This is a genomic window from Paenibacillus sp. 01L418 (assembly GCF_056400045.1).
Genome location: NZ_JBFTSN010000171.1, coordinates 1 through 12,389 on the forward strand (window position 1 = coordinate 1; position 12,389 = coordinate 12,389).

Below are 12,389 nucleotides of genomic sequence, written 5' to 3' on the forward strand. Positions count from 1 at the left end.
GTATTTGACTTCTTAGGTTCCAAGACTCTTCTGCCAAATCAAGCAGTGCCTGAGTGACTAACAACAGATGACTTGATTTTTCTTTTTGCTTTGTTTTATCGTCTACTTCTAAGTTACTAAGCATCTTATCAATAACCATGATAAACCTAAGCGATGCGCTCGCAGTAAAACCGAAACGGGCAAGCGTGAAATCCCCGTCCCATCCCTCATCCCTGAGTCCTTGCATATAGTTTAGAAATAATTCTTCCTTATACTCTGCTACCTTGTTAACTGGAACTTTCTTTTTTAATAACGCATATCCAAACATTCGACCAAGCTCTTCCCCTACACCTGAAATACTTGCAAACTGCCAATCAATCGCTATTAATGAATCATTTCCATTCAGTTGCTCTATAAAAATGTTATCCCAGTGTACGTCTTGATGGGCAAATACACGAGGCAGTAATTCTAATGTCTCCAGCAAGCTGTTTACTCGGTCTCTATTGATACGATAAAGCTCCCACATAGAGCTCTTACCATTAAAATCAATCAAGTAAGAATCCCAAATAACTTTTTGCTCCTCAATGGGTTTAGCATAAGCAGCACACACCTCCACCCAAGAACGCATCCAATTGTGGCATAAAAAAGATTCAGTTGGGAGAGGTGTCCCTGTTATGTATGCGCCATTGTATTTTCCAAGTAAGTAGGATATTTTACACATGTGCTTGAATGACCATTCGCTTTGGACATTTTCAATAGCTATATCCTCGAGCCATATCGAGACATTTTCATCCGGATGCTCTTCTACTGTATAGCATAAGGGAGCCCTTATACCAAGTGGCAATTGATTCAGAATCACTGAACGATAAACCAGAGCTTCGCGTTTCCAGTAGTAGTAGTGATTGACTTGATTACGCATAGGATCAGGTTTTAATATCTTGAGTATCATTGTATAATTTTGCTTTCTATCATTGTCCAGAGCTATACAAGATATCCTATAAACCGAACTTTCTTCCTTGTTTTTTCCAAGAGGATTGCAATTCCACGATAATAACTGTAAATTTTGAGAAGCTACAACTCGCCGTAATAGTGACTGTAAGTAATCAGGGTCAATTTTAATATCTTTTTCCGTTTTTGCGGTTATCATTATGAACAGACCTCTGTTTCTTCAAAATATATACATTTAAAATACGTGAAACGGTCCACGATTCTTTCCTGACAATTGCGTTAACTTCCAGCTTACTTAATGAAAAAGGAAGYAGTCGCCATAGCAAACTGCTCCTTATTTGTCCAACTATCTTACCTTGTTAGCATAATACCTTTTTTATAATGACTTCAGTAGTTCTTTTAAATCATCCGTCTTATTGCTTGTCAAAATTGGAATATATTCAGTTATTTTTTCAACATCCCAGTTCCACCACTTCAAAGTATTGAGAATATCAATAGTCTCCTCGTCAAATCTATAACGGATTAATTTTGCTGGGTTACCTCCAACAATGGAATAAGACAGAACATCTTTAGTTACAACTGCGTTAGTTGCGATTATCGCACCATCACCAATATGAATCCCCGGCATAATTGTAGCATTATAGCCTATCCAAACATCGTTCCCTATAACTGTATCCCCTTTGAAACCACCACTTAGATTCTTTAGGCCGGCTTCCCACTCTCCTCCAAATGCCCCAAAAGGAAAGGTTGTAAACGAGTTTGTATTATGATTCCCACCATTCATAATAAATTTGACGTTTGATGCTATAGCGCAAAATTTTCCGATTTTCAGCTTATCACCGATAAAATCAAAATGATAAAGAACGTTTTTCTCAAAGCCTAACGGATCATTATTATCGTCATAATAGGTGTAATCTCCAACTTCAATATTTGGATTAACCACTATATTTTTAAGAAAACATAAGCTTCTGATATCCTTCATTGGGAAAACACTTTTTATATCTGGACCTATCAATTAGCGACACTCCTAAAATATATTTTTTAACTTCACCAACAATATTCTCTTTTTTATTAACATTTTATTTTTCATTTGATCCTTCAGTTAGTTTAATAGCCACAGCGGTTACTAATCAATAAAATACCAAAAAAAGAAAAAAGTTGGCTTATGTCTACTTTCTAAGTATTTCCTTACCTATCTGGTTTCGGATTTATTTCTAACCTTTTAAGCTTTCTGCCGCTTTATATCCTGTCTTGGAGGAAAGCCAAACATTCGCGAATACTCTCGACTGAATTGCGAGGGGCTTTCATAGCCTACTCGAAATGCGACATCAGTGGCATCTGTTAACTCGTTTAAAAGCAGGCGACGAGCTTCCTGCAGTCTCAGCTGTTTTTGGAACTGAATTGGGCTCATAGCCGTTACTTCTTTAAAATGCCTATGAAACGAGGAGACACTCATATTCGCTATTTCGGCAAGCTCTTCAATCCGGAAACTGCGATCATAATGATTCATGATCTGCTCAATAACCTCTCTAATTTGGTGGATTGAGCTGCCCTCCATTACAATTTGTTTTAAAACATTTCCATTCTCACCTTCCAGCACCCTATACAGAATCTCCTTCGTAATTAATGGAGCAAGAACCGGAATATCTTTAGGATTATCTAACATACGAGCTAACCTGAGGACCGCATCCAACAAAGTCGATTCCATCTGGCTGACAAACATTGCCCGCTTTGGATCAACTTTCGAGTTCACTTGATTTTCAGACTCATGTAGAACCTCTAAGATTTGGCTTGGTGTAAATTCAAGTTTAAAACCCAGATACGGCGCGTCGGGAGACGCTTCAGTAACTTGGGCTGTGACCGGCAAGTGAACAGTTGCAACAAGATACTCAGCAGGACTGTATCTATAGCACTCCTCCGCCAGCCATACTTCCTTCGCACCTTGGACAACTATACATAAGGAAGGTTTGTATACTCCATGCCTGGGTACATTAACATTTGAGATATGGATGAAAAATAAGGATGGAATAGCGGTAGGATGCACACCGTCTTTTCCAGAATAACGCTTAATGATTTCGGCGAGTTCATTCTGCTGTTTCATAATTATCTCAGACATTGGCCCCTCCAACGACGTTATTTTTATAGTTCAATTATAGACCATATGCATTTGTTACATAAGCGGTAGTGAGAGGATTAGGCAAACATTTGATACGAATGGGATAACTGTCTCTTTTTAATCCAGTGCATAATAAGGTTGTAATCGGTAAATATACAACGAATCATTTGATAAGGAATTTGCTAATTTTTAGCTCCCTGCACTTACACACTAAATAATGGAGGTCTTACCGTGCAAAAAGTAATTCTAAACAATGGTGTTGAAATGCCTACTCTCGGTTTTGGTGTTTTTCAGATTCCAGATGCAAATGAATGTGAAGAAAGCGTTCATGAAGCTATTAAAGCAGGTTATCGCCTGATTGATACGGCTGCCTCTTATTTAAATGAGGAAGCGGTGGGTAGAGCAATAAAACGGAGTGGCATAACAAGAGAAGAGTTATTTATCACTACAAAGCTTTGGGTACAGGATACAGGTTATGAGCGCACAAAGAGGGCATTTGAACGATCACTAACAAGATTGCAGCTTGATTATCTGGATTTGTATTTAATTCATCAGCCCTTTGGCGATGTGCATGGCTCTTGGCGCGCTATGGAGGAGCTCTATCGTGAAGGAAAGGTCCGTGCAATTGGCGTAAGTAACTTTCATGAGGATCGGCTAATAGATTTGATTATTCATAATGAAGTTGTTCCTGCCGTAAACCAAGTGGAAACACACCCTTTCAACCAGCAAATCGAAAATGCAGCCTTCATGAAAGAGAACAATGTTCAGATCGAGTCTTGGGCGCCATTTGCTGAAGGGAAAAATAACTTGTTTCAAAATGAATTATTGGTAGCTATAGCCGAAAAGCATAATAAATCCGTTGCTCAGGTTGTTTTGCGTTGGCTAACACTAAGAGAAGTCGTTGTCATTCCAAAGTCGGCTCGTAAAGAAAGAATTGTCGAAAACTTCAATATCTTTGATTTCGAATTGGACCCTAAAGATATGGAGTCAATTGCTGCATTAGATACGAAACAGAGCCAGTTCTTTTCACATCGGGATCCTGAAATGGTGAAATGGATCGGCACCAGGAAACTTGATATCTAGCTATCCTGGGTGGGAAGAAGGAGGATTAAAGATTGCACGCACGATTAAAGAAATTGTTCGAAATTAAAGGATACCGTTTATTAGTCATCTGCATGCTGATGATCGGAATCGGAATATCGATTACAACTCCTTATCTAGCTCTGTATTTCACAGAAGATTTAGGGATGACTACCGGGGCATTCGGCGTGTTCATGGCAGTAAGTTCGTTAAGCGGTATCTTGGTGAACACGCTCATTGCCAAACGTCCGATGCGGTCTAGACCGAAAATGGATATTGATTGCAGCAATGCTTTCGTCTGCTTTGGTGTATGCTGCGTATTTGACATTCGATAACTTCTTTATTCTGCTGATTTTGGTCAGTATATTGAGTGGATTTGGTGCTGCCTCCATACCGCAAATTTATGCTTATGCACAGGAATCTGCCAATGAAAGCAAATCCGACGACAAAACGTTAGCGATGTCTGCATTACGTTCTCTGATCTCTCTAGGCTTTCTAATCGGACCATTGGCAGGGACTCTCCTTTTGGCGGCGATTGGGTATAGCGGTCTCTTTCTGGTGACATCCGCCATCTATCTTACGACAGCATCTCTTATATTCCTGTTTCTTTCAAGCCGGAAAGCAAATCCAAAAAAAATGGGTTGAGCAACACAGTAGGTACCTCTTTGCTCATTAACAGGCAGATCAGGCTGCCGTTTATCGCTTTTATTTTTCTGTTCACGGTTAACGCGATGAATTTAATCAATACGCCGCTCTTTATTGTGAACGAGCTTCAAGGCACGCATACGGATGTTGGATTAGTGGTCGGTATTTGTGCCGGCCTTGAAATTCCCATTATGCTGATCTTAGGTGCGTATGGTAGAAAGATATCAAATCATACTCTTTTAATGTTTGGCAGCATTATTGCTATTTTCTATTTCGTCACCTTAGGTGTTTCGAACGATCCGATTCAACTGATTATAGCGCAGCTTATGCAGGCAACGTTTGTGGCAATCGTAATGGGCAATGGACTTAGCTATTTCACGAATATGATGCCTGATTCACCGGGAGTAGCTACAACGCTATATACCAACGCCTCCACTATTGGTAGGCTGGCAGGAACGCTCGGCAGTGGTATCATTGCCCAGTTTACAGGATTTCGATCGGTGTATTGGATTTGTCTGGTGATTGTGATTTTATCATTAGTCTTGTTATGGCGAACAAAATCAGAAGTAGGAGAAGAAATTCGATTATCCATTTGAGACCTATAGCTTGTACTGTTTTGACGTCGGTCCTTATAACTCATAACGCTGCTCAATTGAACTAGCTTGCCTGTTAATTAAATAAAATGAGCGGGCCACCGCAGCGCCTGCTCATTGTAATTCTTACTCATGTACAAATCATTTAAAAGAAAATCTAGGACGAAAAACAAAGTCTCTGTTAAACGGCAGTTAAAGTTATTTTTTAATTTTCTCTGATTCGAAGTCGTCTACGATTATATTAATAATTTTATATGATTCGTCTGCAATAGCTTTGTTAGTATTTTTATTACCATTGTAGGTTATTAACGCCTTCCATAACGCCCATCCTCTTGCTCGGTTCCAAGTTCCTTCATCCATATTTAATACACTTTTGAATATCTTTCTACTCTCTTCATCAAAAAATGTCCAAGCCATTGCAGCATCACAAGCGGGATCACCAACTCCCAATATACCGAAATCAATGACTGCATAAAGTTTTCCGTCTTGAATGAGTATATTTCCTGGTGCAATATCACCATGGACCCAAACCGGCTCCATTTCCCATTTAGAATCAAGGGCCGATTCCCAAATTTCTTTTAATACCTGTTCATTAAAAACATCTTTATTATTCTCAATTGCATATCTTGACTCTCCATCGTATACAGCTATAGATCCGCCTCTATAGAAATTATGCTCCCCAGCTAACGGACCTTCACTAGCATCAATGGATTGTAATTCAATTAAAAAAGAACCCAAGTCTATTGCCAATTGGTTAAGATCATTTAAATTTTCCTGAGACAATGTCTCTCCTTCCAACCATTTGTTGATTGACCATGGCCAAGGATATTCTTCACTAGGATTCCCCTTAGCTATTGGCATGGAAATGGGTAAAGAAAGTTTTTTTGATAACAATGGCAGCCACTTTTGCTCTTTCTCCACTTGAGGTGCATAGGATACTGCACTTGGCAATCTTATACTCATATGTTCACCTAAATGAAAAGTTCTATTATCATTCCCACTAAATTTTACAGGTCTGATTTCTAACTCAGACCATTCTGGGAATTGTTCATTTATTAATTTTACAACAACATCAACATTTATATTTTTCATTAATTACCTCTCTAACATTTCAAATTTTTTAGGAGTTTAAATTTTATTTTTAAATAAGTGCACTAACATGTTTATCAATCTCTATTCTTCCGTTAGCTTAACCAGGCTATGTATTTTGATGGTCCTTGTGAAGAAAATTTACATACTCATCCTTCGTTAAACCGAACAAGATGGAATCATGATATTTTCCGTTTATGTAAAACACTTGACGCCTGATTCCTTCTTGAACACACCCTACTTTTCTAAGCATACTAGCCGATGGCTCATTTCCTTCAAGAACATAATCATTGAATTTATTTAGTCTACGCTCGAAGAAAGCATATCTTAGGAGCATGTGTACTGCCCTGGTTCCATATCCTTTACCTCGGTAGGGTTTATCAATCACGATGCCTATGCTGAATGTTCCATTCCTCTCGTCAATGCTATTTAAATTAATACCGCCTACACTTACACCATTCAGGTCTTCAATGGTAAACATAATTCTACTGTTCGTTGATGAAAAGTCCGTATTTTCCTCAACAAATCTTTTTGCTTCAGAAATTGTAGGCGGCAATTCTATTGTACATTCTAACAATCGACGCGCAGGAGTGTCATATCCACTTACATAACAGCTTTCCCAATCTTCTAGTGAAATTCCCCGCAATCGTATAGCTTCGTCTTGCCAAAAGTAAGTGCTGTAGTCTATTTCTTGCACAGATACACCTCCACATAATGATTAATTGTTATAATTATAACTAGTAAATTCAATGCGTAGTTAGTAATTTTCGGTTATAACTATTTTGCCCGTTAGCTTAATAAAAAAAAACAGGCCACCGCAGTGCCTGCTCATTCTTCTATGCTATTCAATCACCATATCTGTTAGATTAACGACCTAATTATACAAACAGCTATTCTTCTCGTTTTACTTTTTTTCGTCGAGAAAGTGATATTCCCCCAAAGCCACTGATGACAGCAATGTAAAAACCTATATCATACCACCAGCCAGAGTTGTAAATTTCATATACTCTAATATCGTGATTGAAAATGCCAATAATAATTGAAATAGGAGCAACCCAGCCATGCCATATCCCCCAGAAAAAACCTGCAGGATTTTGAGCATTATTCACGCCATCTCCAGGTACACAACCCGTTAATGAAAGAACAGTAAAAGTCATTAGTACCATTATTAATAAATACCTTTTTTTCATATCTCGTCACCGTCCAATAACAAGTTTAACGAAGCAAGTTTGTAGAATATAAAATTTCCTTTCTATACTATGGAGACTAATCTCAAAATATTCTACAATTTCTTTTCCCTATATTGATCATGCTGCCAACCTTTAAATATCTGAGATGTCCTCGCTKTCAAAGCGCTCCGTACGTCAATGGGTTCTCGCCACGCTACATGCTATACCAATACATCGGATGCTCTGCGATTTGATCAAATCCAAGTTTATTGGCAAGAGATATCGATGCTTGATTATCTGAATGACAACTCCAGTTTGGTAGTAGTCTTTTACTCCGACATTCATTGATAAACTCGATACCAACTTTTGTCGCGAGCCCTCTACATTTATGTTCCTCAATTGTAATAATATCAATCTCAGCAAAACCTCTGCCAACGTAAGGAGATGAACAAACGCTTATGATTTTATTCTCTTTTGTAATAAAATGTCCGATGCCGCGCTCATTAAAATGCTCGTTGGAATCCCACACTAGCTTATAGTATGTGTAGAAATCCTCGCGATATCTATTCGAGATATCATCGTTTAGCGCTTCATATTGCAGTCCTTCATCGATGTTTATATGTATGTCTTTACTATTTTCAATAAACTTTTGATCATTAAATCGGAAATAAGTACGTTTTATTTTATTTGCATGTTCTAGTTGATATTTCTGGAAAGCTCTTTCCCATTCGTCTGTGAACATCGCCAGTGCATAGAACCCAATGTGGTTGTCCTTATGATTTAGAAAGTTCGCTACAGCATCATTAAATCTGCAATCTGAGGCATTACCAACTAAACAATAAAATCCACCGCAACTTGTAAGAAAAGCAGCAGACGGATATAATCTACTGTTTACAAATATCCTTCCATTTTGCACATGTTCAATTACAGAAAAGGCAAAGACTGCTTTGTTTTGGATTTTTGAAAACATCGGTAATACTTTAGTAAATTCGTTCCTACTCAACTCGAGCATAACCCACCTCATTAAATATGCTTTCATTATTTTTCGATCATAGATTCAGTTACCATTAATTTTTTGATCTACCCATTAGATTAATAAAATTAGCAGGCCATTGAAGCGCCTGATCATCAATTTATGTTATTTAACTAATGTTTCCTGTTAGTTAAACAAATTTTAGGGAGCTAGTCCTTATTTCTTAKCTTATTAAAATGATTTATTGTAGATTTCATATCATCTTCATTATTCAAATCAACTAGTTTACGAAGTTTCATGCTCCAGCAATTCAAATTCAAGGAAGCGCATAACAACCTACATATTCGTAATGCTTCTGTTACACTACCCTCTCCATTATAAACATTAGTTCTGACAGATATCTCTTCAGCCTTTTCTGATTCGGTTCCTGTATTTAGTTCGATCTCAACTTTGTATATCCCCTCATCATAGAGAAAATAACACGCATCATTAAATGAATTCCAAGATTTCAAAGTTGGTTCATTCTTTATATAAGCTGAGTTTTTGAGTAATTCTACTGTTTGAACAAAGTCGAAATTATTCTGCCCAACAAACTCCATCCCATCTTCAGTAACGGTTGGTTCATTTCCAAATGGAAATAGAATAAACTGATAATCTCCGATAGCCACAGTAATCGCCTCCAAATATGGAAAGTGAACAATTTACAATTGTTGATCGTTCAATCAAGCTAACGAAAAACATCGATTAGCTTATTCAAAACGATGTATTCCAACACAACTATTCCTATGCAAAAAAGTATAAAAAACTGAAGTCTCGCTGTGTTAATTCTATCCTTCCAGTATTCCCCTCTAAAAAATGAGATTATGTTAGGAGTGAACGTATGCCGAATAGATTCGTTATAATCATTTTCATCCACAAAGAAAATACGGAACAGAAATTTATATATTGGAATATTTAAAAGAAATAAAACAATAATCATAACCAGTTCAAAAGTCAAATTGTTTTCCTCCAAATATATCTTTACCTTATTTTACAATATATGATTTTGTTCATGCATAACAGACTGATCCATCATATGGATCAAGGAACTAGCTGCCGATGTGGGAGTATAGTGATACGTATTAAATTTCCTTCCATTATAACGTCTTATTTAAAAAGTTTGTGATCATTGCATTAAGGTGCTCTCAAAGTAAATTAATCTATCAAAATTGGACTAATAAATAATCATCACTCGTAGGATTTTCCGGCAGAGAGAATAATTGCGAAAGTACGCCAATCTGGCTCAAGATTAGTCCCTGAATCTTCAAGCCACGCCTTCATCCCTTCTAAAAATGATTCCAAATTCGGATTTTCCCAATCATTTTTATTTGTATCCAAATCGCTCATTAAAGAAGCTACAAAATGAAGCATATCCTCTTTTGTTTTTACCTCATAAGGGTTTAAGCTCATTGTACTGAATCACCTCAGGAAAAATTGTTAGTTTTATTTTTTTGTTACCCAATTTTAACACATATTGGAACCATACTGCCCGACAGTAAAAAACAAGAATAAGCAAAAAAACTTCCCCGCAGTACCCTGCAGAGAAGTTCTCTCTAATAAAATATCTTCTCATTCCGTTATAGTTGCTGCTTTGTAACATCTCAAATTATTGATTTTTAAAATATTGCACATGCTCAGACACCCACTGGGCAAAGGTGCGTGCTGGGCGGCCAGTGACCTGTTCGACGGTAGGAACCACTGTATACGCAGATTTAGGAGGGTTGGCATGCCAGCCTATTACAAAGTTAATAACATCCTCTTGAGCTCCCATATTCCGCATGCGTTCGCGCGCTTGCTCTTCGGTGAGCACGACGAATTGGATATCCTTCCCGATTGCAGTACTGATCGTGCGAACCTTTTCTGGTATCGTTAACACTTCAGGTCCAGTCARCGTATAGATTTTACCTGCATGACCGGTATTGGTCAGTGCGGTTGCAGCGACACTAGCGATGTCGGCCGGGTGAATCATCGCATCCAAAGAATCAGCAAACGGCTCCTTCACAATGCCTTCCGAGCGAATGGACTCTGCCCAGATAAGTGTATTGGACATAAACTCTGGAGGCGGCTGGAGAAAGGTCCACTCCAAGCCGCTCGCTTCCACGGCCTGCTCCACGGGTCCGTTCACACCGCTCCACAATACTGTGACTCGTTCTACTCCAGCTTTCTTGGCCAGTTCAACAATTTCGGGTCCAGTCTGCAGCGGGCCAAAACCTTCACTGTTAAAAGTGATTAAGTGCATGCTTGTAACGCCCTTCAGCACGGGCACAAGAGACTCTGGAGAAGCAAGATCGCCATATACGACCTCAACCTCTTTGGGGAAATTTGCTTTTGCCGGGTTACGCGTCAACGCACGCACATTATGACCTGTTCGGACGAGTTCTTCAACGATATAGCGACCCACATTTCCGGTTGCTCCTGTTACTAAAACCGTCATGGCTCAGCCTCCTTGATTTCTTTTATCTTGGTGGTTTTTCATTAAATTGATTTGCTTTTTCAAGCTTAATTCCGCATCTGCTAAAACATTCTGTTGTCGAATAACTTCATCCAGTTTTGTTTCATAGATTTGAAGTAATTCATCACAATACTCATCTTTTTCGCCGAATTCGTCGTTATCGGGATATTGGCAATACATAATATCTTTTATCTGATCCGTTGTAAGTCCTAAATTAAGATAGAGTTGAATCGTATGAATGACTTCGACAATAGAATCATCAAATTCGCGATAATTATTGTCGAGACGAGAAGCGGTTATCAACCCTTTTTTCTCGTAATGTCTTAAGGATCGAATACTAGTGCCGGTCTGTTTCGCTATTTGACTTATTTTCATTTTCATAGCTCAACCTCCTTTCTTTGTATTCTTAGTTCATCATAAAGTATGACACTAGTGTTATAGTCAAGTCCCTTTTAATAAAATGAGCAGGCCACCACAGTGTCTGCTCACATTTTTTATATTTCAACTATTGTATCCCGTTATCTCAACAACCAATATATCCGTAGCCAGCCTTGTTATAAAAATAATTAGAACCCTTCAATACTATTCAGATTGTCTCTCACGTTCCATCGCCTCAAGTACTTCGAGTTTTTGCTCATACTGACGAATTAGGGCTGAATCTGGCCCATTGCGGTGTTTTTCGATGAACGCTTGAAGCGCTTGGCGGTATTGCGAAATGAATTTTGAGTTGCCGGAGTTTGTTGCAAGCTTGGCTTCAGCTTTTATAATCGGTTTCAAATCCTTATTGATTATCCATTTCTTCCCGTATTCTGACTTATCGCTCATGATGAGGAGATTACGTTCGAAACCTGGAACATACTTGGCGACGAAAACTTCATCCTTAGGCGGAATAAGAATGGCATTACGCAGCGGATAAATACTGGCGGACATGGTAGTGAAACTCGCCTCCATATCTTGCCCCTCGGAGGTTTTGAGGACCGCTTCGTACTTCCAAACATATTGATCATTGTAAAGGGAGTTAGTTTCCTCTGCGTAAACAATGATTGCAGTACTTTCCGTTCCAACTGCGTTAAGAAATAATGAGTTTAGATAATGCGTGATAAAAATGTTGAGAATTGCTGCCAGAAGCCCCAAAGACGGCAGTATGAAAAACCATTTTCCATGATTACGCCATATCGATAAGAAGATCCCCATGGCAAAGCTGAAAAATAAGATTATCAACAATGACCAGAACGGGTGATGCGTCAGGAAATACAATACAGCCGAGATTATATACATGTATTTTACTCACCCCTCATGGTTATAC

Annotated in this window: 16 protein-coding genes; 4 read left to right on the forward strand and 12 right to left on the reverse strand. The window is 38.4% G+C overall.

Annotated features, from left to right (window positions below; all coding sequences use genetic code 11):
* The 3 genes from AC1DSE_RS19460 to AC1DSE_RS19470 all read right to left on the reverse strand — a co-directional run.
* Positions 1-1,126, reverse strand: a 1,126-nt coding sequence (locus AC1DSE_RS19460) for a hypothetical protein (RefSeq protein ID WP_477528053.1), incomplete at its 3' end; no start/stop codon positions are given.
* A 177-nt stretch (positions 1,127-1,303) separates the two neighbouring features.
* The gene (locus tag AC1DSE_RS19465) at positions 1,304-1,909 is read right to left on the reverse strand and encodes a CatB-related O-acetyltransferase (protein WP_477512328.1); all 606 of its coding nucleotides are present in this window, start codon (positions 1,907-1,909) and stop codon (positions 1,304-1,306) included.
* A gap of 240 nt (positions 1,910-2,149) precedes the next feature.
* Positions 2,150-3,043, reverse strand: a complete 894-nt coding sequence (locus AC1DSE_RS19470; protein ID WP_477512303.1) for an AraC family transcriptional regulator — start codon at positions 3,041-3,043, stop codon at positions 2,150-2,152.
* Between the two features lie 231 nt (positions 3,044-3,274).
* On the opposite strand from AC1DSE_RS19470, the gene AC1DSE_RS19475 reads away from it, so the two are divergent.
* From AC1DSE_RS19475 to AC1DSE_RS19490, 4 genes are read left to right on the forward strand one after another with little or no spacing between them, the layout of a single operon-like run.
* Positions 3,275-4,126 (forward strand): aldo/keto reductase, encoded by an 852-nt coding sequence (locus AC1DSE_RS19475; RefSeq protein WP_477528054.1) that lies wholly within the window; start codon positions 3,275-3,277, stop codon positions 4,124-4,126.
* Positions 4,127-4,158: 32 nt separating this feature from the next.
* On the forward strand, positions 4,159-4,458 hold the full coding sequence (locus AC1DSE_RS19480) for a hypothetical protein (RefSeq protein ID WP_477512305.1): 300 nt from the start codon (positions 4,159-4,161) through the stop codon (positions 4,456-4,458).
* The gene (locus AC1DSE_RS19485) at positions 4,445-4,768 is read left to right on the forward strand and encodes an MFS transporter (RefSeq protein WP_477512306.1); all 324 of its coding nucleotides are present in this window, start codon (positions 4,445-4,447) and stop codon (positions 4,766-4,768) included. Before AC1DSE_RS19480 ends, AC1DSE_RS19485 begins: the two co-directional genes overlap by 14 nt.
* A 20-nt stretch (positions 4,769-4,788) precedes the next feature.
* Positions 4,789-5,364, forward strand: a complete 576-nt coding sequence (locus AC1DSE_RS19490) for an MFS transporter (protein ID WP_477512307.1) — start codon at positions 4,789-4,791, stop codon at positions 5,362-5,364.
* Positions 5,365-5,559: 195 nt separating this feature from the next.
* On the opposite strand, the gene AC1DSE_RS19495 is transcribed toward AC1DSE_RS19490, so the two are convergent.
* From AC1DSE_RS19495 to AC1DSE_RS19535, 9 genes are all read right to left on the reverse strand, one after another.
* Positions 5,560-6,453, reverse strand: coding sequence for an aminoglycoside phosphotransferase family protein (locus AC1DSE_RS19495; RefSeq protein WP_477512308.1), 894 nt, complete (start codon positions 6,451-6,453; stop codon positions 5,560-5,562).
* A gap of 106 nt (positions 6,454-6,559) precedes the next feature.
* Positions 6,560-7,147, reverse strand: a complete 588-nt coding sequence (locus AC1DSE_RS19500) for a GNAT family N-acetyltransferase (protein WP_477512309.1) — start codon at positions 7,145-7,147, stop codon at positions 6,560-6,562.
* A 193-nt stretch (positions 7,148-7,340) separates the two neighbouring features.
* On the reverse strand, positions 7,341-7,640 hold the full coding sequence (locus tag AC1DSE_RS19505; RefSeq protein ID WP_339208368.1) for a hypothetical protein: 300 nt from the start codon (positions 7,638-7,640) through the stop codon (positions 7,341-7,343).
* Positions 7,641-7,833: 193 nt separating this feature from the next.
* Positions 7,834-8,631, reverse strand: coding sequence for a GNAT family N-acetyltransferase (locus tag AC1DSE_RS19510; protein WP_477528055.1), 798 nt, complete (start codon positions 8,629-8,631; stop codon positions 7,834-7,836).
* A 170-nt stretch (positions 8,632-8,801) separates the two neighbouring features.
* The gene (locus AC1DSE_RS19515; protein ID WP_477528056.1) at positions 8,802-9,260 is read right to left on the reverse strand and encodes a hypothetical protein; all 459 of its coding nucleotides are present in this window, start codon (positions 9,258-9,260) and stop codon (positions 8,802-8,804) included.
* Between the two features lie 559 nt (positions 9,261-9,819).
* Complete coding sequence (locus tag AC1DSE_RS19520; protein WP_441884604.1) at positions 9,820-10,041, reverse strand: DUF7660 family protein; 222 nt, start codon at positions 10,039-10,041, stop codon at positions 9,820-9,822.
* Between the two features lie 196 nt (positions 10,042-10,237).
* A complete protein-coding gene (locus AC1DSE_RS19525) occupies positions 10,238-11,065 on the reverse strand; it encodes an NmrA family NAD(P)-binding protein (protein ID WP_477512310.1) in 828 nt (275 codons plus the stop codon).
* A 3-nt stretch (positions 11,066-11,068) separates the two neighbouring features.
* A complete protein-coding gene (locus AC1DSE_RS19530) occupies positions 11,069-11,464 on the reverse strand; it encodes a MerR family transcriptional regulator (protein ID WP_441884600.1) in 396 nt (131 codons plus the stop codon).
* 201 nt (positions 11,465-11,665) lie between these two features.
* On the reverse strand, positions 11,666-12,361 hold the full coding sequence (locus tag AC1DSE_RS19535; RefSeq protein ID WP_477512311.1) for a MerC domain-containing protein: 696 nt from the start codon (positions 12,359-12,361) through the stop codon (positions 11,666-11,668).
* Positions 12,362-12,389 lie beyond the last annotated feature (28 nt).

Excerpts from the sequence above, each read along its gene's own strand:
- AC1DSE_RS19520 (WP_441884604.1), bottom strand. The coding sequence starts at position 10,041 with ATGAGCTTAAACCCTTATGAGGTAAAAACAAAAGAGGATATGCTTCAT.
- AC1DSE_RS19530 (WP_441884600.1), bottom strand. The coding sequence starts at position 11,464 with ATGAAAATGAAAATAAGTCAAATAGCGAAACAGACCGGCACTAGTATT.
- AC1DSE_RS19510 (WP_477528055.1), bottom strand. The coding sequence starts at position 8,631 with ATGCTCGAGTTGAGTAGGAACGAATTTACTAAAGTATTACCGATGTTT.
- AC1DSE_RS19505 (WP_339208368.1), bottom strand. The coding sequence starts at position 7,640 with ATGAAAAAAAGGTATTTATTAATAATGGTACTAATGACTTTTACTGTT.
- AC1DSE_RS19465 (WP_477512328.1), bottom strand. The coding sequence starts at position 1,909 with ATGAAGGATATCAGAAGCTTATGTTTTCTTAAAAATATAGTGGTTAAT.
- AC1DSE_RS19470 (WP_477512303.1), bottom strand. The coding sequence starts at position 3,043 with ATGTCTGAGATAATTATGAAACAGCAGAATGAACTCGCCGAAATCATT.
- AC1DSE_RS19535 (WP_477512311.1), bottom strand. The coding sequence starts at position 12,361 with ATGTATATAATCTCGGCTGTATTGTATTTCCTGACGCATCACCCGTTC.
- AC1DSE_RS19495 (WP_477512308.1), bottom strand. The coding sequence starts at position 6,453 with ATGAAAAATATAAATGTTGATGTTGTTGTAAAATTAATAAATGAACAA.